Consider the following 17,469-nt stretch of genomic DNA (forward strand, 5'->3'; position numbering starts at 1 on the left):
ACACGGCCCGGTCCGTCCGCCTTCCCGCCATGAAATACACGCTCCTTTTTCTGCTGTTGCTGCTGGGCAGGCTGCACCTGGAGCAGTCGCCGAGACCGGCGCACACGGCTGGCCCCCTGCCCCACCGCCCTTCCCTGGCGGCCCTGGCGCCTTTTCAAGCGGCGCTGCTGCCGCCGCACGCACGCTAAACGCGGCCGCGCCTTCCCCGGCAACGTGCTTGTAGCCCGCCGCGCAGGGCGCTGCCGTCTCCGGCTTTTGCCCCAAGCGGCTCCTGCGCTCGGCAGGGGCCGCTTTTGTGCGTAGGGATGGAGGCCTACCGGGGCAAGTGCCTACGCCAGCAGCTGCACCATGTCGGCGTCGAGGTGGGCCAGACGGCCGCCGTTCGCCTTCATTTTGCGCAGGATGTTGCGCCGATGCGTTTTGACGGTGAAGTAGCTGATGAACAAGCTGTCGGCGATGGCGGCGGTGCTTTCGCCGGCCAGCATGCGCGCCAGAATCTCCTGTTCCCGGATGCTGAGCTCGTCGCCGGTGCGCTCGCGCTCGCCCTTGCGGGTGCGCAGCCAGTGGGCAAAATCGGGGTGGTCGAGGCTGAAGCGCACGTCGAGGGTGGTTTTGTGGCCCGTGATGTCGGTGAAGAGGCTGCCCGTCACGAGCGGATGCCCCGAATCCGAGTGGGTCAGCACGAAATTGTGGCGCAGCACCCGCCGGTACTGCCCGTTGCGGCAGCGCAGCCGGTAGTCGATGCTGAAGCCGATGGTGAACGGCGACAGCGAGGCGTCGGCGGGCCCATCAGTCGCCGGCTGCCCCGTGAGCTGCATAAATTCCATGGCCAGCTCCGACGCGCGCGTGACGAGCGGCAGGTCGTCGGGGTGGATGGCGTCGTAGAGCAGGCCCAGGCTCATTTCCTGGCTCGGGTAGCCCAGCAGGGTTTCGGCTTGGGGGCTGGCGTAGCAGCAGCGCTGCTGCCACAGGTCGAAGGCCACCAGGAACTGGCCGGGCAGCAGGCAGCCGGCCAGGCGCACGGCTTCCGGCGGCGTGGCAGTGGCGGGCACAATGGGGTCGGCGGCAAAGGCCATGGCAAACAGCGCTACTAAACGAATAAATAACCGCGTTGGCCGGAGCCGCACGCCGTGCAGTAAAAGTGGCCGCGCCACCGTCAGGCACGCATTGACCCGCGTCATTCCGAAAAGTGAGCCCCGTCATGGCGGCGCTTATCCGGCGCTACCCCGCACCGGCCACCGAATTGACCAAGCTCATTTACAGCATTATGCCCGGTCATTTTGGTGCGTTGGGCAGCCCTATACTTTTGCTCGCATCCTGCCGCTGCCGTGGCGCGGCCGGCGGGCGGCGCCCTTCGCGCCGGCTTTCACCCTTCCGTTTCCGCCCATCGCATGCAAGCTTCCATCGTTATGCTCGGCAGCCCGCCCACCCACGAAGCCACGCAATACGCGGCCTCGCTGGCCCAGCTCCTGGCCGCGCGGCTGTTGCCGGGCACCCTCGCCGACGGGCCCGCCGGCAGCACCGCGCCGCCGCGGCTGGCCGTGCAGTGCCCCGGCACCCTGGCGGGCGGCACCCGCCCGCTGCCGGCCTGCGAAGCGTCTTCGGCCTCGGGGGCGCTGCTGCTGGTGCTGCCGCGCCCGCCCGCCGAGCAGCTGGCGCGCCAGGCCCAGCGCATGCTGCAGGCCAGCACGCTCCCGGTGCTGATGGTGCCCTCGCCCGACGCCGGCCGCATGCCGCCCCGCCGCATTGCGCTGGCGGCCGAGGGCGAGCCTTTTGTGCTGGCCCAAGGCCTGCGCACCATGCACGCGCTGCTGCTCACGCTGCCCACACGGCTCACGGTGCTGCACGCCCAGCGGCCCCACGCCCTCTATTCCGGCGCCGATGCCCTGCACGCGGTGCAGTCGTGCGGGCTCGCGCTGCGCCACCTCACCATCGACGCCTGCGACGTGCCCGCCCCCGACCCGGCCACCGGCATCTTGGCGGGCGTGCAGCAGGTGGGCGCCGACCTGCTGGTGGTGCCCGTGCGGGCCCGCAGCCGGTGGGGGCCCGGCTTTGCCGGCAGCGTCACGGCGCGGGTGCTGGCCCAGAGCCCGGTGCCGGTGCTGCTGCTGCCGGTGAGCTCGCCGCACGAAGAGCGCCAGGTGGCGTAAGATTAGACTTAGTCGTAGAGGGTGGCAATTTCCACCAGCCGCACCGGCGACAGGATGGTGATGGCGCTGCCCCGGGTGGTGAGGATGCCTTCGTTTTTGAACTCGGACAGCATGCGCGTGGTGGTTTCTTTGGTGGTGCCCATCAGGGCGCCCAGGTCGTCGCGCGAGATGGCCAGCGTGAAAGGCTGCAGGTCGCCTTCGGTGCGGAAGGTGCGCATGAGCAGCAGCAGGGCTTCGGCCAGGCGCTCGCGCACGGGCTTGTAAGCCAGGTGCAGCATGCGGCTTTCGGCTTCGCTGAGCACCGTGGCAAGCAGCTGAATGAGGGCGCCCGAAAAATTGGCGTTGGTGTTCAGTTGCTGAAAAAAGTCCTGCTTCGATACCAGGCACACGGTGCAATCGTCGAGGGCCACCGCCGAGGCCGAGTGCGGCGTGCCCGTCACCAGGCCGCGGTAGCCCAAGGTGTCGCCGCTTTTGGCCAGGCGAATAATCTGTTCCTTGCCGTCGCCGCCGGTTTTGGTGATTTTGATTTTGCCTTCGTGCACGCAGTAGAGGCCCAGCGCGCGGCTGCCTTCCTGAAAAATGACCTGCCCGGCCGAGTACTGGTGGCTGGTTTTGCCCAGCGACATCATTTCCAGGTCGGCGTCGGCGCAGCAGCGCAGCAGCGAGTTGTGCCGGCTGGGGCAACCCTGGCATTGCGGAGATACAAATCGGTTCATAGCGTAAGGGAAAGAGGTGAGGCAACCAACTTCAGCAAACCATAACCTATTGATAAAAAGCGAGCTATTGCCTCAAGCGGCGTTGTAGAACTCCCGAAAGACTTCGGCGCGGGACAGCTCCCCGTTGAGGTAGCGCTGCAGCAGCTCGTAGTCGCTGGGCAGCACCGCCCGGCCGCCAAATGCGCGGCACAGCAGTTTGGTCTCTATTTCGTGCAGGCGCCGGGCGTAGGCCGCGGCTTCTTCCTGCGAGCGGTGGGCGGCCGACGACAAGTCGACCTGTAGCGAAGACCGGAGAAAGGAAAGTGTCATATGGTATAGCCGTGAAAAGTGGAAAGGCAAACACGGGCAGGGCGTCGGGGCGGAGCCCGGCGGGACCAACCAAAGCGCAACAGCCTGCTGCAGTGCACCGCCGGCCGCGAACAGCCCGAACCTGTATATGATGAAAGTTAAATTTTAAATATCCAAAATGCCACACCCTCTTAGCGAACGGAGCTTTTTGCTATCCGAATGCGGCAAGGCAATAGCCGAACATATAGCGAAATATATATGATTGAGACGTGGCTGCGGGCGGCCTACCAACAAAAAGGCCCGGCTAGTACTAGCCGGGCCTTTTTGCTTGCGAACAGTTGGGCTGGGTATGGGGTAGGGTGCTCAGTGGGAATACACCGAGGTGTAGGTGGAGACGGCGCCGTTCACGGCGGCGTCGGTGAAAGTCAGGCGCAAGCTGGTGGGGCTGAGCTCGGTCACGGCCAGCCGGCGCACCTGGCCGGGCAAGGTCACGATGACGGAGTCGCTGGCGGCGTTGAACTGCCAACGGCCCGCGAGGGGACCGGCGGCACCGCCTTTAAGCACCGTGTACACACCGCCGGCTTGGAACGTGACCGACTGGTCGAGCATGCCGGGGCTTACGTGCGAAAACAAGTCGGCGGTTACGGCTTTGTCGCCGCTCACGGTGTTCACCGTGAGGCCGGTCTGGTGCCAGTCTCGGGCAGCCAGTTGGTCGGCGCGGCTGGCATTGGCAGCCACGGCCTGGGGGGTGGGGGTATCTTCGAGGTCTTTTTGGCAAGCGGGGAGGCTGCATACGGCAGCCGCCAGGCCCAGCATCAGGGGTACTTTCTTCATAAACACGTTTTGGGGGGGTTCAACTTCACGCACTATTGCGTAGTTCTTCTGCACTTACTCCACTACACTACTACTTCGTCTCCAACTGCTCGCCACGACCCACTACCTGTCGTAGCGCTTCCAACCACAAGTTCAGCAGCGCAGTTCACATTATCGAGAAAAAATCCTATTATTATAATTTTAAAATAAAAAAGTACTGTTTTCAGCTATCAATCAGGCGGTTTCGGATAGGTCTACCTCCCAAACAGTCCAATTGCGCTGCCCTTGCTTCGTTTGCCCGGCGCAGCGGGCACGAAGGCAAACGCCCCGCAACCGGCTCACAAGAAGCCGGTTGCGGGGCGTTGAGAAGAAGCGGCGGGCCGGGGCGCAGTCCCGGGCGGGTCGCGGCTATTCGTAGGTCTGGAGCACGGCGTGGCCGCCGGCCTGCAGGTAGGCGTCGCGCTGAAACAGCCGCAAGTCGGCCTGCACCATTTCCTGCACCAGCGCGGCCAGGTCGTAGCGGGGCTCCCAGCCGAGTTTGGTTTTGGCCTTGGTGGGGTCGCCAATCAGCAGCTCCACCTCGGTGGGGCGGAAGTAGCGCTCATCAACCTGCACCACTTCCTGGCCCGTGGGCACCTGAAATTCGGGGTAGTGGCAGGCCACCACGATGCCCTTTTCGTCGGCGCCCTCGCCGGTGAAGGCCACCTCGATGCCGAGCTCGGCAAAGGCCAGGCGCACGAACTCGCGCACGGTAGTCGTCACGCCCGTGGCGATAACGAAATCCTCGGGCTGGTCCTGCTGCAGCATGCGCCACATGGCTTCCACGTAGTCTTTGGCGTGGCCCCAGTCGCGCCGGGCGTCGAGGTTGCCCAACGACAGCACAGGCTGCAGGCCCAGGGCAATGCGGGCCGCCGCCCGGGTGATTTTGCGGGTCACGAAGGTCTCGCCGCGCAGGGGGCTTTCGTGGTTGAACAGGATGCCGTTGCAGGCGTAGAGGCCGTAGGCTTCGCGGTAGTTCACCGTAATCCAGTAGCCGTAGAGCTTGGCCACGGCGTAGGGCGAGCGCGGGTAAAAAGGCGTGGTTTCGCGCTGCGGCACTTCCTGCACCAGGCCGTAGAGCTCGGAGGTGCTGGCCTGGTAGATGCGGGTTTTCTTTTCCAGGCCGAGGATGCGCACGGCTTCGAGCAGGCGCAGGGTGCCCACGCCGTCCACGTCGGCCACGTACTCGGGCGTGTCGAAGCTCACCTTCACGTGCGACATGGCGCCGAGGTTGTAAATCTCGTCGGGCTGCACCTGCTGCACGATGCGAATCAGGTTGGTGGAGTCAGTCAGGTCGCCGTAGTGCAGCACGAGGCGCACGTTTTTTTCGTGCGGGTCCTGGTAAAGGTGGTCGATGCGGTCGGTGTTGAGGAGCGACGAGCGGCGCTTGATGCCGTGCACCTCGTAGCCCTTGCTGAGCAGGAGCTCGGCCAGATAAGCCCCGTCCTGCCCCGTGATTCCGGTAATGATTGCGCGCTTCATAAGCATACAGTGTTGAATGAAACCTGAAAAATGCCCGTGTCCGGCCTGCGCGAAGCGGCCGGCAAAAGGCGCTGCTCCGGCAAAGGGGAAAATTAGGCGGGCCCGGCTCCCTTCAAAAATGACGCAGGTCACGGCGCGGCTTGCTCTTGGTCAATTATCCGCGCCCGCCGCCTACTCGATGCGAAACCAGTCAACATCGGCGCTGCCGGCGTCGTTGAACTTAGCCGTGCGCGAGCAGAACAAGCCCACTTTGGCCCCAATCCACTTGCCCTCGCGGGCGGTGAACTCGGCGCCCAGCGGCTGGAAGGTGCGCCCGTCGAAGCTGTAGCTGAACTGGCATTTGGCGCCGGTTTTCACGGCCACGCGCAGGTAGATGGGCTGGGCGGCCTGCGCGGCCGGTACTTCCACCGGGGCCGAGGTGGTTTCGGGCGAGAGCTTGTCGGCGTCCTTGCACACCGTTTGGCTGAGCTGCAGTTTGCCGCCCTGGTTGGCCAGCGAGAGGTAGGCATAATCGAGCCCCATCATCATCAGACCCACTTTTTCGCCGTCGAGGCGGGAGCTGAAGGTGAGCTTGGCGGTGGCCGTGAAAACCTCGGCGGGCAGCTTTTGCAACAGCAGGTTGGGCACCTGCCAGTAGTTTTTGAAGCCCTCGGGCAGCGGCACCGCGTAGAGGCGCAGGCAGCCCTGGGCAGGAAACAGGTAAGCCCAATAATCCTGCGGATTGGCGTGCCACTGCCACTGCCGGCCCAGCGCCGCGGCGCCAAACTCGTCGGAAGTAGGCGGCGTGGCCAGGGGCTGGGCGGGACTCTTGATGCGGGGCTTGCGGTGGGTGCGCACGGGCTGGCCCTTGCCGTCGCCGTCGGGGTCTTCGCCGATGACGGGCCAGTCGTTTTTCCACGCCATGGGCTCGAGGTGCACCACCCGGCCGTAGGCGCCCTGGTCCTGGAAGTGCAGGAACCAGTCTTCGCCGGTGTCGGTATCCACCCACGCGCCCTGGTGCGGGCCGTTGACGGCGGTTTTGCCCTGGTCCATCACAATCTTCTCCTCATACGGCCCATACACGCTTTTGGAGCGCAGCACCAGCTGCCAGCCGGTGGGCACGCCCCCGGCCGGGGCAAAAATGTAGTAGTAGCCGTTGCGCTTGTAGAACTTGGGGCCTTCCAGCGTGGGATGGGCGGCGTGCCCGTCGAACACCAGCACGTCGGGGCCGGTGAGGCGCTGGCCGTCAGTACTCATCGGGCTCACCGCCAGCACGGTTTTGATGCCGGCGCGCGAGCCCGCGAAGCCGTGCACGAGGTAGGCACGGCCGTCGGCGTCCCAGAGCGGGCAGGGGTCAATCCAACCCTTGGCTTCCTTCACGCACACCGGTTTCGACCAGGGGCCGGCCGGGTTTTTGGCCTTCGTCACGAAGATGCCCAGGTCGGGGTCGGGGTAATAGATGTAGAACTCCTGGTTGTGGTAGCGGATGGCCGGGGCCCACACGCCGTTGCCATGCTGGGGCAGGGCGTAGCGGGCCAGCGGTGGCTGCTCGTTGAACACGGCCCCGATGATGGACCAGTTCACCAAGTCCTTGGAATGCAGTATTTGCAGGCCGGGCACGGCGTTGAAGCTCGACGAGGTGAGGTAGAAGTCGCTGCCCACCCGCACCACGTCGGGGTCGGAGTAATCGGCGTAGAGCACCGGGTTTTTGTAGGTCCCGTTGCCGAGGTCGGGCACCCACACCTTCGACACGCTGGTGCTCTGGGCCGCTGTTGGGCCCCCGACAAACCGAGGGCAAATGCCACCCACAGCGCACGCAAGACCGCAGGCACCAGCCGCGACGCCCCTAACAACTCAACAAATAGCTTCATAGAACAAAGGCAATGGAAAACCCGCCGGCAAACACCGCCAGGCAGAGTAAAGAACGACGGCGTAGCAGACAAGTCCTACCTGTACTTGCCGGTGCGGCCTTGCCAGGAGTGGTTTTTCGGGCAAAAACCATAGGTTCTCCTAAAACTTGTTGGCACCTTTACGGCCCGCCCCGTCCACGAACTTTTCCGGGACTTTTCGATTCGTTGCCTTATGGTTTTTCGCCCCCTATTACTTGCCAGCGGGCTGTTGCTGGCGTCTTCGGCCCTGCGCGCCCAGGTGACGCCGCCCGCCGCCTCTACCCCACCCCAAGCCAAGAAAGAAACCTTCCTCGTGCCCATTCGCCTGACCGTGGCAGCCGATGGCACCGGCGACTACCGCACCATTCAGGAGGCGGTGATGGCCGTGCGCGACTTCATGCAGGTGACGGCCACCATTTTTGTCAAAAACGGCACCTACCACGAAAAGCTGCTGATTCCGCCGCAGAAAACCAACATTACGCTGCTGGGCGAAAGCGCCACGGGCACCATCATTACCTACGGCGACTATTCCGGTGATGCCGCCCAGCACAGCACCTACACCTCGGCCACGGTGCGGGTGGAAGCCAACGACTTCACCGCCGAAAACATCACCTTCGAGAACTCGGCCGGGCGCGTGGGCCAGGCCGTGGCCCTGCACGTGGAAGGCGACCGCGCCACCTTCCGCCGCTGCCGGTTGCTGGGCAACCAGGACACCCTATTTCTGGCCGTGGAAAACAGCCGGCAATACTATCAGGACTGCTACATCGAAGGCACGACGGACTTCATTTTCGGTTCCAGCACAGCGGTGTTCGACGGCTGCACCATCCTCAGCAAGACCGATTCCTACATCACGGCCGCCTCTACCTGGCCGCGGCAGGCTTTCGGGCTGGTGTTTCTGAACTGCAAGCTCACGGCCGGCCCCGAAGCCACCAAGGTATACCTGGGCCGGCCCTGGCGCCCGCATGCCCGCACGGTGTTTCTCAACACTGAGATGGGCGCCCACATCCGCCCCGAGGGCTGGGACAACTGGCGCAGCCCCGACAACGAAAAGACGGCCTACTACGCCGAATTCAACTCCCTCGGACCCGGCGCCAAGCCCAGTGGCCGCGTGAAATGGTCCCGCCAGCTCACGGCCAAGCAGGCCAAGCAGTATACCCTAAGCACCATTTTCGCCGGCAGCACCGGCTGGGTTCCGGCGCGCAAGTAAGCCAGCCTCGCCCCTGCCGCCAGCTTATTTGAAAACGCGCTGCAGGAATGCCGCCGTGTAGTTCAGCGTGGGCTCAAACCACGGGTTGAACAGTGGAAACGGGTGCGGCGCGTCGGGAAAAGCGTGCGTTTCGTGGTAGATGTGTAAGGCGTCGAGCTGCCGGGTCATGTCGTCGCGGCCGGCGTGCATGCGCGCCACCGAGCTGTTGAGGAACAGGATGGGCGGCGTCTGGGCCGAGACGTGGCTGAGCGCGCCGGCCTGCAGCCACAGCTCCGGCTTCTCGGTTTTGGGCGCGCCAAACCAGTAGGTGGCGGCCGAGGTACCCTTGCTGTCGTTGCCTTCGCCCGACTCGGGGTGGATGAACGCGAGCGTGCCATCCACGTCCACAATGGCCTGCACGCGGCTGGAGTGGCTGGTGTGGCAGGCGGTGCCTTCCAGCTGCGGGTCGCCGTTGGTGGTGCCCAGCAAAGCCGCCAGCTGCCCGCCGGCCGAAAAGCCCCACACGGCCACTTTGGCGGTGTCAATCTGGTAAGTCGCCGCGTTGGCGCGCAGCCAGCGAATGGCGGCCTTGAGGTCGTGCACGGCCGCGGGGTACAGGGCTTCGGTGGAGAGGCGGTACTCGGCCGTGGCCGTGACGTAGCCCTTGGCGGCCAGCTGCTGGGCCATGGCCACGTGCTGCGACCGGTCGCCGGAGCGCCACCCGCCCCCGTGAATGAACAGCACCGCCGGGTAGCCCCGCTTGCGCCTGGCTTTGGGGTAAAACACGTCCAGCTGCAGTGCCCGGCTGCCCAGGGTGCAATAGGTCTGGTTCAATCGGGCCTGAATGGTGGCCGGCATCGGCGGCCGGGCAATGCTGATGCCGGGATTGGTTTTCAGAGCTTTGACGAAAGCGCTGTGCACCGTGAACGACGTATCGCGCGGCGCCGGCGCCTGCTGCGCCATTGCCCCCCGCCCGGCAGCACGAGCAAGCCTCCTCCCAGCGCCTGCCACGCAAACCGGCCCATCGCACGTCGAACGATTATCATAGAAAGCAGAAAAAGTAATTCTGGACGCGCAAAGGTGCAGCGGCCGGCGCAACCCACGCCTGGGAACCGGACGCTGACTCCTCCAAAATGATTTCCTTGCCACACCCTTGCCATGGTGTTATGCCAGCACCGCCCCACTCCGCGGCCCTGGTTCGCGAGATGGCCAAACGCTATTGGGGCCGCAGTACGGCCACTGCCGGGGCCGGCGCCCAGGCGGTTTCGCCACTCGCGCGCCTGATTTTCAGCCACCCCTGGTAGTGGTTTTCAATGGTCACTTTCTCACCGGGCCGCAGGGCAAAAACCAACCGGGCCGCGCTGCTGGGCCCGTTGCGGCCGCCGTCCTTGGCCCCTACCACAATGCCGTGGCGCGCAACATCCAGCCGTCCTGCCAAGGTCAGTAGAAACAGCCCGCCCGCCGCCCAGAGCGAAGCCCGCGCCCCCTGCATCAGCCTGGGCGTGTGCGCACTGCGCCGGCCAAATCCCGCCAGCAGCAACAGGGCCCCGCTGAGCAACAAGCTAGTTACAGCTGCTTTGGCGCAGGCATCGGCCGCCAGCACAGCCGTAGCTGAGCCTGGCGCAAACGACGCGCCTGGGCCAGCCGGCAACCCGGCTTTGCGCAGGGCAACGCGCCGGCTGGCTGCTAGTTGGGCATTGGCCGGAGCGAGCTGTGCCCCCTGCTCGTAGTAGTACACGGCCCAGCCAAGCTGCCCCGATTTGTAGTAGGCATCGCCCAAGTTGCAAAACAGCTCGGAGCGGCGCACGCCCCGCTGCTCCAACTGCTGATACTGGCGAATGGCACCCGCATAATCTGCCTTTGCCAGCCGCTCGTTGCCTTTCTCAAAGGCCGTGGCGGCATCATCGGGCAGCGCGGCGCAGCCTGCGAGGCTACCGAGCAACAGGAACCAGCGTAGTAGGTATTTCGTCATGGGAGCAGGCATCGAGCCGCGTGATGAGGGCAATCAGTTCGTCGGTGGCGACGCTGCGGGCCGAGCCGATGGGCGGGCCGCCGGAAAATCGGATTTTGGTTAGTGTGCGCAGGAAGTCGGCCGTTTGGTGTTGCAGCACGGCGGGCACGCCCCGCGCTTGCAGCCGGGCCGGGAGGTCGCGCAGAGAGAAGTTGGCTTCGTCGAGGTCAAACCGGGCGCACAGGTAGCCCAGCAAGATTTCGCCCAGGTTTTTATAGTGCGCATCCGTCGGCGACGCCCGGGGCAGGGCGATGCGCCGAAGGGCTTTGAGCGCCCTGCTTTTGGCCGTTCGGGCTTTGTAGCGGCGGGGGTTGGCGGCCCGGCGCTTCAGGCGCTCGGCCTGCGCCACGCCCGCCAGCAGCAGCCCCGCCGCCACCAGCAGGCACCCGTAGTAGGTGCGCGAGCCAAAGAAAAGCTGTTTGTCTTCGTCCTGAAACAACGTCGTTTTGGCTTGCCAGGCCCGGGGGGCGGCCTGCACTACGGCTGGCTTGGCGGCCTCGGGCGCCGGGGCCACGGGGCCTTTGTCGACGCGCCAAGTATAAGCCGGGGCCCGGTAGGCACTGTATTTTTCCTGCTTCGGGTCGAAGCTCAGCACGCGGATGCCGGGGAGGACGTACGTGCCTTGGTAGTTGGCCAGCACGTCGTAGGAATACGTGTACTCGGCACGCAGGCCTTGCGCGGTTAGGACGTGCTTTTCTTCGCCGGCGATGTTGAATACATCGACGCCCGCGGGCATGACAGCCGGCAGCAGCTTCGCCTTCTTCAGATTGCCGGCCCCGGTGATTTTCAGCCGAAAAGTGAGCAGATTGGCCGACTTGCGGGACACCGTGTAGGAAGGCCGAAACCGAAACTGCCCCAGCATGTTGGCAAATGCCAGCGAGTCGGGCGCCGGGGGCAGCGGCCGGACGGGCACCTTCACGGTCCCGGAGCGAATGGTTTTCGACACGATTTTCGGCTCCCCGAAAAAGTCTTCCGGCGACGGCGGCGCCCTGAAGCTGTACTGCCGCGTGAGCACCGGCAGCGTCAACGTTCCTTCCAGCTCCGGCACCACGTGGTACTGCTTCAGCACCCGCACCTGGTAGGTTTTGCCGGCCAGGGTTTCGCGCCGCTCCCGCGCGGTGGCCGGGTACTCTTCCACCTCGCAGTTCTTGAATTTCAGGTCGATGTCGGCATCGGGGTCGATGACCGGAACGGCGTAGTACAGGAGGTAGCTCACCGTCAGGGCCTGCCCCGCATAAGCCGCCTTGCTGCTGGGCACCGCCTTCATAAATACATCCTCGCCCGGGCCGGATGGCCGGCCGACCGGCGCCTCGACTTGCTGCGCCCGGGCCGCGAGGCCGCTGGCCAGCATCAGCCACAGGCCCCAACGCCCGACGCGCCTTCGCAAGCAAACCGGATTAGTAGTCTTTTTCATCCGAAGCCGTTTTTCGTCCTTGCTGGCCGGGGCCGCTCATCTTGTTTCTGACGTGGTTCTCGTTGTCGTTGAGCTGGCCCAGCAGTTCCTCCATCTTTTTGGCCGAAAGCGTTTGCTCGGCCGCGCCCTGCTGCTGGCCGGCGTCTTCGTTCTTGTCGTCATCGCCTTTGCGGCTTTCGGGCTGCTGTTGGTCCTGCGCCGGCTGGCCTTTTTTCGCCGGCTGCCGGCTTTTTTGCTGCCGTTGCAGGGCTGCCTGCACAAAAAGAAAGTCCTGCCGAGCCTGGTCGTCGGTCGGGCGCAGCAGCAGCGCGCGGCGAAACGCTGCCAGGCTGTGCGACAAATCCCCCACCTGGTAATAGCTTTTGCCCAGGTTGGCCCAGGCTAGCGCCTGGACCTCAGGTGCAGGGGCGTGCAGCGCGGTCTGGTACTGCCCGATTGCTTCGGCGTAGCGCCCCTGCTGGTAGAGCGCGTTGCCCAGATTGTAGCGCGGCGCCAGTAGCAGCGCCTGCCCTTGCACGGCTTGCCGCCAGTGAACTTCGGCGTCGCCATACTGAGCCGCGGCGTAGGCCTCATTGCCTCCGGCTAAATGCCATACGCGGGCGGCCAGGCTGCCCGGCCGGGTATTTGCCCACAGCCCCCCGCAGGCCACAACGACCAGCATGGCACCCAGCAGCAGCCTATTTCTGTTAGATAGTGCCATGGCCTACGAGGGAATTCGGTGGAAAAGCGGCACCAGAAACTCCACCAGCAGCAGTATAAACGCCGCCAGCAGAAACCATTGGAAGTACTCCGCGGGCCCCGCGCTCTGGAGCTGGTTAGTGCCCGGGTTCAGGTTGTGGAGTGCCTGCAGCAGGCGGGCGGTGGTGCTTCGCCAGTTGTCGAGCCGCAGGTAGCGCTCGGGGCGGCCCTGCGCAATGCGCTGCAGGCTGGCCTCCTGAAACCGCGAAAGGATGGGCTGCCCCTGCCGGTCGCGCTTCACGGTGGGTTCGCCGCCCGCAGAGTTTTTCACGAACATGGCCGCCCCCTCGGGCGTGCCGACGCCGATGGCAAAGATGTCCATCCCAGCTTTGCTCAGCGAGTCGGCCAGTGCCTCGAAGCGCGGGGTGTGGTTTTCACCGTCTGAGAGCACGCAGGCCACCTGCCGATGCTGCGGCGTGGGCTTGAGCACCAGCGCGGCCAATGTCAGCGCCTCGACCAACGAGGTACCCTGGCGCGGCACTAGGCCCGGCGTGATGGTGGCGCAGGCCCGGCTCACCACTTCATAGTCGGTCGTAAGGGGCAGAAACACCTGGGCGTTGCCGGCAAAAACTACCACGCCCACCTCCTGTCCCGGCAGCCCGCGCACGGCCTCGGCCACCACTTTTTTGGCTTGGGTGAGGCGGTCCGGCAGCACATCGGCCGCCAGCATGCTGGTCGACACATCCACCAGAAACACCACCCGGCGCGGGCCCTGGGCCGGTTCCGGGGTCTGGGCTGGCGTCTGCGGCAGTGGTTTGCCGAGGGCTACTACCAGCGTCCCCAAGGCCAGCAGTCGCAGCCCTTGGCGCAGCCGCACACCGGTGCGACTGCGGCCCTGCAGCGGCTCGCCGGTGCGCAGGGCAGCGCGCCGGCGCAGCCAGTAGCCGGCTGCCAGCACGGGCAATGCCACGGCCAGGCACAAATAAGCGGGTTCTTCGAAGCTCATCATTTAGCCCAGGCTGCGCAACACGGTAAGAAGCAGGCCTTCGCCCAGCACGAAAAAAAACAAGGCCGCCCCGAGAAACCACCGGTACTGCGCCGTGTGCTGCACCTGCGTGCGGTAGCCGGTGGGCGACTGCTCCATGCCGTCGATTTCGGCGTAAATCCGGCGCAGGGTAGCGGCGTCCTTGGCCCGAAAAAACTTGCCGCCGGTTTGCTGAGCGATGCTCCGCAGGGCAGGCTCGTCGATTTTTACGGGCACGTAGTGGTAGGTTTTCCGGCCGTTGAGGTCGTAGAGGGGCAGCGGCGCCGTGCCCGTGGTGCCAATGCCGATGGTGTACACTTTGATGCGGTGCTTGCGGGCCAGCTGCGCGGCCGTGACGGGCTCAATGAACCCGGTGTTGTTCTCGCCATCGGTGAGCAGGATGATGACCTTGCTTTTGGCTTGGCTGGTCCGCAGCGCGTTCACGGCCGACGCCAGGCCCAGCCCGATGGCGGTGCCATCGGCCAGCGTGGGCTGGTCGAGCTGGTTGAGCTGCCGCAGCAGAAAGCCGTAGTCTTTGGTGAGCGGGCACCAGTTGAGGCTCTCGCCGGCGTACACCACCAGGCCCAGCCGGTCATCGGTGCGGCCGGCCACAAACCGCGAAATCACGGTTTTCAGCCCTTCCAGACGGTTGGGCTTTATGTCCTCAATCTGCATGCTGGCCGAAATGTCCATGGCCAGCACCAGGTCGATGCCCTGCGCTGCCACCTTCTGCTTGCTGACCGTGGCCGTTTGGACGTTGGCCAGGGCCAGAACAATGCCGGCCAGACTCAGCAGGCGCAGGGCAAACAGCACATCCGGCGGCGTAATGAGTTGCCGGGTGGCCTGCAGTTGGCCTGGCAGGCTGGCCAGCGTAAGCAGCGGCTGGCGCCGCCGCCAATAGCGCACGTGCAGCCACAGCAGCACCGGAAATACCAGAAACAGCAGCAGCCAGCCCGGGTCGTGAAAAGCGGCTTGTTTCATTGGGCAGCGCTTTCAGTTTGCGTGAGTTCCACTTCGCTTTCACCCAACACCAATTCTCTGGCCACGGCCAGCAGCCGGGCCTGGCTGGCGGCGTCGAGGCGCCCGGGCGCAAACCGGGCCCGGTTCAGGTCAGCCAGGCCGACGGTTAACAAATCCTGCCCGCCAGATGCTTCTGCGCATACTTCCGCCGCGGACTCCGTCGTCAGCCCTCCCCTTTTTATTTCGGCCCTTTGCTTCAGATACTCGCGCACAATGCTGAGCAGTTCCTCGGGCATACCCGCTTCAGCGCGCCGCGCTGCATGGCTTTCCAAAGCCTCAATCCTCAGCAGCGCCGCCTGGCGGGCTTGTTCCAGAGAATCCAACGGCTGGGCCGCTAATGGCAGCGGTTGCCGCTTGCGCAACAGCTGCCACGCGCCCGCACCAGCCCCCACCAGCACGAGGCCAGTGGCCAGCAACGTCCACATGTAGCGCCCTGCCACACCTTTCCATACCGGCATTACAGGCCGCAGGGCATGCAGCCCCGGCCGCAAAGGCTCCGGTTGAAACTGCACCGCAACGGCTGGCGCATACAAAGTATCGACCCCGGCACGGCCCTTCGCCACCACCGGAAAAGGCCCCGATTGCCAGCGCCCGCCCTGCGTGGCCGTGAACATAACCTGATGCTGCACCAGCGCATCGTCGATGACACGCGTTCGGGCCTTCAGCAGCAAGGCACCTTTGCTTGCAACCGCTTTATCGGCCAAATCCCAGAGCAACTGCTCACCCGCCTGCCTGGAAACGCGCAGGGTGAGCGTGACCGGGCGCCCGATTTTGCAGGCCCGCACATCTACCTCTGCCTGCACCGGGCGTACGGGCGTGGCCGCCACCGCGGCCCAGTCGGCCAGCAGCAAGGTTCCCCAGAAAGCACGTCGAAATAGCCTCATTTAGCGTGCTGCAAAAACCCGATTAACTCCTCTAAATGCTTGCCTGCAGTGCCCACGGTCAGGCTCCTGACCGCCGTGGGACCGTACGCTTCCTCAAACCGGCCCGCCACCTGCTCGTGGTGCTGCTCCAGGCGCTGGTGGAAGCCAGCCGCGGAGGTATTCTGCCAGCGCGTGCGGCCGGTTTCGGCATCGCGCAGCTGCACCCAGCCCAGCTTCGGCACCTGTGCCTCGCGCTCCTCGGCCACCCGAATGGCCACTAGTTCGTGCTGCTGCGCCAGCACCTGCGAAGCCGTGGCGTAGTCCTCGGACACGAAATCTGACACCAGAAAAACCACGCTGCTTTTGGCGTGGCTGTTGATGAGAAACTGCAGCGCCGCCGCCACGCTGGTGGCCCGGCTTGCGGGCCGCGCCGCCACCAGCTCTTTGGCAATGCGCCAGAAATGCACCTTGCCCCGGGCCGCGGGCACCACGTGCTCCACCTTGTCGCTAAAGAACACCACGCCCACCTGGTCCTGGCTTTCGATGGCGCTGAAGGCCAGCGCGGCGCTTATTTCCAGCGCCACTTCGTATTTGCCCCGGCCCTGGCCCGGCGCGGCGGGCAGCATGGAGCGGCTCACGTCCACCAGCAGCCAGACCAGCCGCTCTTTTTCCTGGGTAAAGGTTTTCACGAATGTTTCGCGGAAACGCGCCGTCACGTTCCACTCAATGTCCTTGATGTTGTCGCCCACCTCGTACTTGCGAATGTGGTCGATGCTCCAGCCGCGCCCCTTAAACGAGCTGTTGAATAGCCCCGCCAGCTTCTGCTGCGTCAGCCGCTGGCAGAGCAGCTCGAATTTCTGCACCGTCTGAATGAGTTCCTGGAGTTCCATGCGGGCGCGCCGGCGGCGCTGATTAGGGCGTGGGCACGCCGCCGATGATGTGCCGCAGAATGGTGTCAGACGTCATGTTTTCGGCCCGGGCCGCGTAGGTCAGGCCCACGCGGTGGCGCAGCACGTCGTAGGCCACGTGGCGCACGTCTTCGGGCGTCACGTAGGCCCGCTTTTGCAAAAACGCGTACGCCCGCGCCGCCAGCGCCAGGTTGATGCTGCCCCGGGGCGACGACCCAAACCGAATGAGCGGCTGCAACTGCGCCAGCCCGTACCGTTCCGGAAAGCGCGTGCAAAACACCAGGTTCAGAATATAGTCCTCCACCTTCTCGCTGATGTAAATGCGTTTCACCAGTTCCTGCACCCGCAGCACGTTTTCCAGCGTGAACGGCGCTTCTACCACCGGCTTTTCCTCCGCCAGGTTGCGCCGCACAATGATGCGCTCCTCTTCCAGCGACGGGTACGAAATCACCAGCTTCAGCATGAAACGGTCCATCTGCGCCTCGGGCAGCTCGTAGGTGCCGCCCTGCTCGATGGGGTTTTGGGTGGCCAGTACCAGAAAGGGCGGCGCCAGCGGATAGGTGCTGCCCCCTATCGTTACCTGGTGTTCCTGCATCACTTCGAGCAGGGCACTCTGCACCTTTTCCGGCGCCCGGTTGATTTCATCAGCCAGCACGAAATTCGAAAATATCGGCCCCTTCTTCACACTGAATTCGTTGGTGTGAAGGTTGAAAATCATGGTGCCGAGCACGTCGGCCGGCAGCAGGTCGGGCGTGAACTGGATGCGGTTGAATTGCGCACTAATGGCCTGCGCCAGTGCTTTCACGGTCAGGGTTTTGGCCAGGCCAGGCACGCCTTCCAGCAGGATGTGCCCGTTGCCAAACAAGCCCACCAGCAGTTTTTCCAGCAAATCTTCCTGGCCCACAATGGTCTGCTTCAGCAGGGCGCGCAGGCCGTCGACCACGGCGCTTTCCTGTTCTATTTCCAGCTCCAACTGCTCCCAAACACTGGCTTCTGCTACCTCGCTCAT

At 64.7% G+C, this 17,469-nt stretch carries 18 protein-coding genes; 3 read left to right on the forward strand and 15 right to left on the reverse strand.

The genetic code is table 11. From position 1 onward, the window contains the following. Positions 1-29 precede the first annotated feature (29 nt). Positions 30-188, forward strand: a complete 159-nt coding sequence (locus MUN81_RS15780; protein WP_245111972.1) for a hypothetical protein — start codon at positions 30-32, stop codon at positions 186-188. Between the two features lie 141 nt (positions 189-329). Here the strand turns inward: MUN81_RS15780 and MUN81_RS15785 are convergent, their stop codons facing one another. Beyond that, positions 330-1,076 carry a LuxR C-terminal-related transcriptional regulator gene (locus MUN81_RS15785; RefSeq protein WP_245111974.1) on the reverse strand — a complete coding sequence of 249 codons (747 nt, stop codon included), beginning with the start codon at positions 1,074-1,076 and terminating at the stop codon, positions 330-332. Between the two features lie 315 nt (positions 1,077-1,391). On the opposite strand from MUN81_RS15785, the gene MUN81_RS15790 reads away from it, so the two are divergent. Next, a complete protein-coding gene (locus MUN81_RS15790; RefSeq protein ID WP_245111976.1) occupies positions 1,392-2,150 on the forward strand; it encodes a universal stress protein in 759 nt (252 codons plus the stop codon). 8 nt (positions 2,151-2,158) lie between these two features. Here the strand turns inward: MUN81_RS15790 and MUN81_RS15795 are convergent, their stop codons facing one another. The 5 genes from MUN81_RS15795 to MUN81_RS15815 form a co-directional block, all read right to left on the reverse strand. Then, entirely contained in the window at positions 2,159-2,866 is a 708-nt protein-coding gene (locus tag MUN81_RS15795; protein WP_245111978.1) for a Crp/Fnr family transcriptional regulator, read from the reverse strand. 72 nt (positions 2,867-2,938) lie between these two features. Beyond that, positions 2,939-3,175 carry a hypothetical protein gene (locus tag MUN81_RS15800; protein ID WP_245111979.1) on the reverse strand — a complete coding sequence of 79 codons (237 nt, stop codon included), beginning with the start codon at positions 3,173-3,175 and terminating at the stop codon, positions 2,939-2,941. Positions 3,176-3,517: 342 nt separating this feature from the next. Further along, the gene (locus MUN81_RS15805; protein WP_245111981.1) at positions 3,518-3,988 is read right to left on the reverse strand and encodes a hypothetical protein; all 471 of its coding nucleotides are present in this window, start codon (positions 3,986-3,988) and stop codon (positions 3,518-3,520) included. 387 nt (positions 3,989-4,375) lie between these two features. Beyond that, on the reverse strand, positions 4,376-5,488 hold the full coding sequence (gene gmd / locus MUN81_RS15810) for a GDP-mannose 4,6-dehydratase (protein WP_245111983.1): 1,113 nt from the start codon (positions 5,486-5,488) through the stop codon (positions 4,376-4,378). 171 nt (positions 5,489-5,659) lie between these two features. Continuing rightward, positions 5,660-7,219 carry a glycoside hydrolase 43 family protein gene (locus MUN81_RS15815; RefSeq protein ID WP_245111984.1) on the reverse strand — a complete coding sequence of 520 codons (1,560 nt, stop codon included), beginning with the start codon at positions 7,217-7,219 and terminating at the stop codon, positions 5,660-5,662. Positions 7,220-7,549: 330 nt separating this feature from the next. On the opposite strand from MUN81_RS15815, the gene MUN81_RS15820 reads away from it, so the two are divergent. Then, complete coding sequence (locus MUN81_RS15820; RefSeq protein ID WP_245111992.1) at positions 7,550-8,563, forward strand: pectinesterase family protein; 1,014 nt, start codon at positions 7,550-7,552, stop codon at positions 8,561-8,563. Between the two features lie 24 nt (positions 8,564-8,587). Here MUN81_RS15820 and MUN81_RS15825 read toward each other — a convergent pair whose 3' ends face one another. The 9 genes from MUN81_RS15825 to MUN81_RS15865 form a co-directional block, all read right to left on the reverse strand. After that, positions 8,588-9,505, reverse strand: coding sequence for an alpha/beta hydrolase (locus tag MUN81_RS15825; RefSeq protein WP_245111993.1), 918 nt, complete (start codon positions 9,503-9,505; stop codon positions 8,588-8,590). A gap of 253 nt (positions 9,506-9,758) precedes the next feature. After that, positions 9,759-10,514 carry an SH3 domain-containing protein gene (locus MUN81_RS15830; protein ID WP_245112003.1) on the reverse strand — a complete coding sequence of 252 codons (756 nt, stop codon included), beginning with the start codon at positions 10,512-10,514 and terminating at the stop codon, positions 9,759-9,761. Then, on the reverse strand, positions 10,474-11,940 hold the full coding sequence (locus tag MUN81_RS15835; RefSeq protein WP_245112004.1) for a hypothetical protein: 1,467 nt from the start codon (positions 11,938-11,940) through the stop codon (positions 10,474-10,476). The genes MUN81_RS15830 and MUN81_RS15835 overlap by 41 nt, the downstream gene beginning before the upstream one ends. Positions 11,941-11,950: 10 nt before the next feature. Then, positions 11,951-12,667, reverse strand: a complete 717-nt coding sequence (locus MUN81_RS15840) for a tetratricopeptide repeat protein (RefSeq protein WP_245112006.1) — start codon at positions 12,665-12,667, stop codon at positions 11,951-11,953. A gap of 3 nt (positions 12,668-12,670) precedes the next feature. Further along, on the reverse strand, positions 12,671-13,654 hold the full coding sequence (locus tag MUN81_RS15845; protein WP_245112007.1) for a VWA domain-containing protein: 984 nt from the start codon (positions 13,652-13,654) through the stop codon (positions 12,671-12,673). Then, a complete protein-coding gene (locus tag MUN81_RS15850) occupies positions 13,655-14,650 on the reverse strand; it encodes a VWA domain-containing protein (protein ID WP_245112018.1) in 996 nt (331 codons plus the stop codon). Beyond that, entirely contained in the window at positions 14,647-15,573 is a 927-nt protein-coding gene (locus tag MUN81_RS15855; RefSeq protein WP_245112021.1) for a cytochrome c-type biogenesis protein CcmH, read from the reverse strand. Before MUN81_RS15855 ends, MUN81_RS15850 begins: the two co-directional genes overlap by 4 nt. Beyond that, positions 15,570-16,442, reverse strand: coding sequence for a DUF58 domain-containing protein (locus tag MUN81_RS15860; RefSeq protein ID WP_245112023.1), 873 nt, complete (start codon positions 16,440-16,442; stop codon positions 15,570-15,572). Before MUN81_RS15860 ends, MUN81_RS15855 begins: the two co-directional genes overlap by 4 nt. A 22-nt stretch (positions 16,443-16,464) precedes the next feature. Further along, positions 16,465-17,469 carry a MoxR family ATPase gene (locus tag MUN81_RS15865; RefSeq protein WP_245112025.1) on the reverse strand — a complete coding sequence of 335 codons (1,005 nt, stop codon included), beginning with the start codon at positions 17,467-17,469 and terminating at the stop codon, positions 16,465-16,467.

This window comes from Hymenobacter sp. 5317J-9 (assembly GCF_022921075.1).
In the GTDB taxonomy this organism is placed as follows: Bacteria; Bacteroidota; Bacteroidia; order Cytophagales; family Hymenobacteraceae; genus Hymenobacter.

What these genes read in the sequence shown, in the direction of transcription:
- MUN81_RS15800 (WP_245111979.1), bottom strand. Translation starts at nt 3,175, where the DNA reads ATGACACTTTCCTTTCTCCGGTCTTCGCTACAGGTCGACTTGTCGTCG.
- MUN81_RS15845 (WP_245112007.1), bottom strand. Translation starts at nt 13,654, where the DNA reads ATGATGAGCTTCGAAGAACCCGCTTATTTGTGCCTGGCCGTGGCATTG.
- MUN81_RS15840 (WP_245112006.1), bottom strand. Translation starts at nt 12,667, where the DNA reads ATGGCACTATCTAACAGAAATAGGCTGCTGCTGGGTGCCATGCTGGTC.
- gmd (WP_245111983.1), bottom strand. Translation starts at nt 5,488, where the DNA reads ATGAAGCGCGCAATCATTACCGGAATCACGGGGCAGGACGGGGCTTAT.
- MUN81_RS15805 (WP_245111981.1), bottom strand. Translation starts at nt 3,988, where the DNA reads ATGAAGAAAGTACCCCTGATGCTGGGCCTGGCGGCTGCCGTATGCAGC.
- MUN81_RS15825 (WP_245111993.1), bottom strand. Translation starts at nt 9,505, where the DNA reads ATGGCGCAGCAGGCGCCGGCGCCGCGCGATACGTCGTTCACGGTGCAC.
- MUN81_RS15820 (WP_245111992.1), top strand. Translation starts at nt 7,550, where the DNA reads ATGGTTTTTCGCCCCCTATTACTTGCCAGCGGGCTGTTGCTGGCGTCT.
- MUN81_RS15860 (WP_245112023.1), bottom strand. Translation starts at nt 16,442, where the DNA reads ATGGAACTCCAGGAACTCATTCAGACGGTGCAGAAATTCGAGCTGCTC.
- MUN81_RS15785 (WP_245111974.1), bottom strand. Translation starts at nt 1,076, where the DNA reads ATGGCCTTTGCCGCCGACCCCATTGTGCCCGCCACTGCCACGCCGCCG.
- MUN81_RS15830 (WP_245112003.1), bottom strand. Translation starts at nt 10,514, where the DNA reads ATGACGAAATACCTACTACGCTGGTTCCTGTTGCTCGGTAGCCTCGCA.
- MUN81_RS15790 (WP_245111976.1), top strand. Translation starts at nt 1,392, where the DNA reads ATGCAAGCTTCCATCGTTATGCTCGGCAGCCCGCCCACCCACGAAGCC.
- MUN81_RS15850 (WP_245112018.1), bottom strand. Translation starts at nt 14,650, where the DNA reads ATGAAACAAGCCGCTTTTCACGACCCGGGCTGGCTGCTGCTGTTTCTG.
- MUN81_RS15795 (WP_245111978.1), bottom strand. Translation starts at nt 2,866, where the DNA reads ATGAACCGATTTGTATCTCCGCAATGCCAGGGTTGCCCCAGCCGGCAC.
- MUN81_RS15780 (WP_245111972.1), top strand. Translation starts at nt 30, where the DNA reads ATGAAATACACGCTCCTTTTTCTGCTGTTGCTGCTGGGCAGGCTGCAC.
- MUN81_RS15865 (WP_245112025.1), bottom strand. Translation starts at nt 17,469, where the DNA reads ATGAGCGAGGTAGCAGAAGCCAGTGTTTGGGAGCAGTTGGAGCTGGAA.
- MUN81_RS15855 (WP_245112021.1), bottom strand. Translation starts at nt 15,573, where the DNA reads ATGAGGCTATTTCGACGTGCTTTCTGGGGAACCTTGCTGCTGGCCGAC.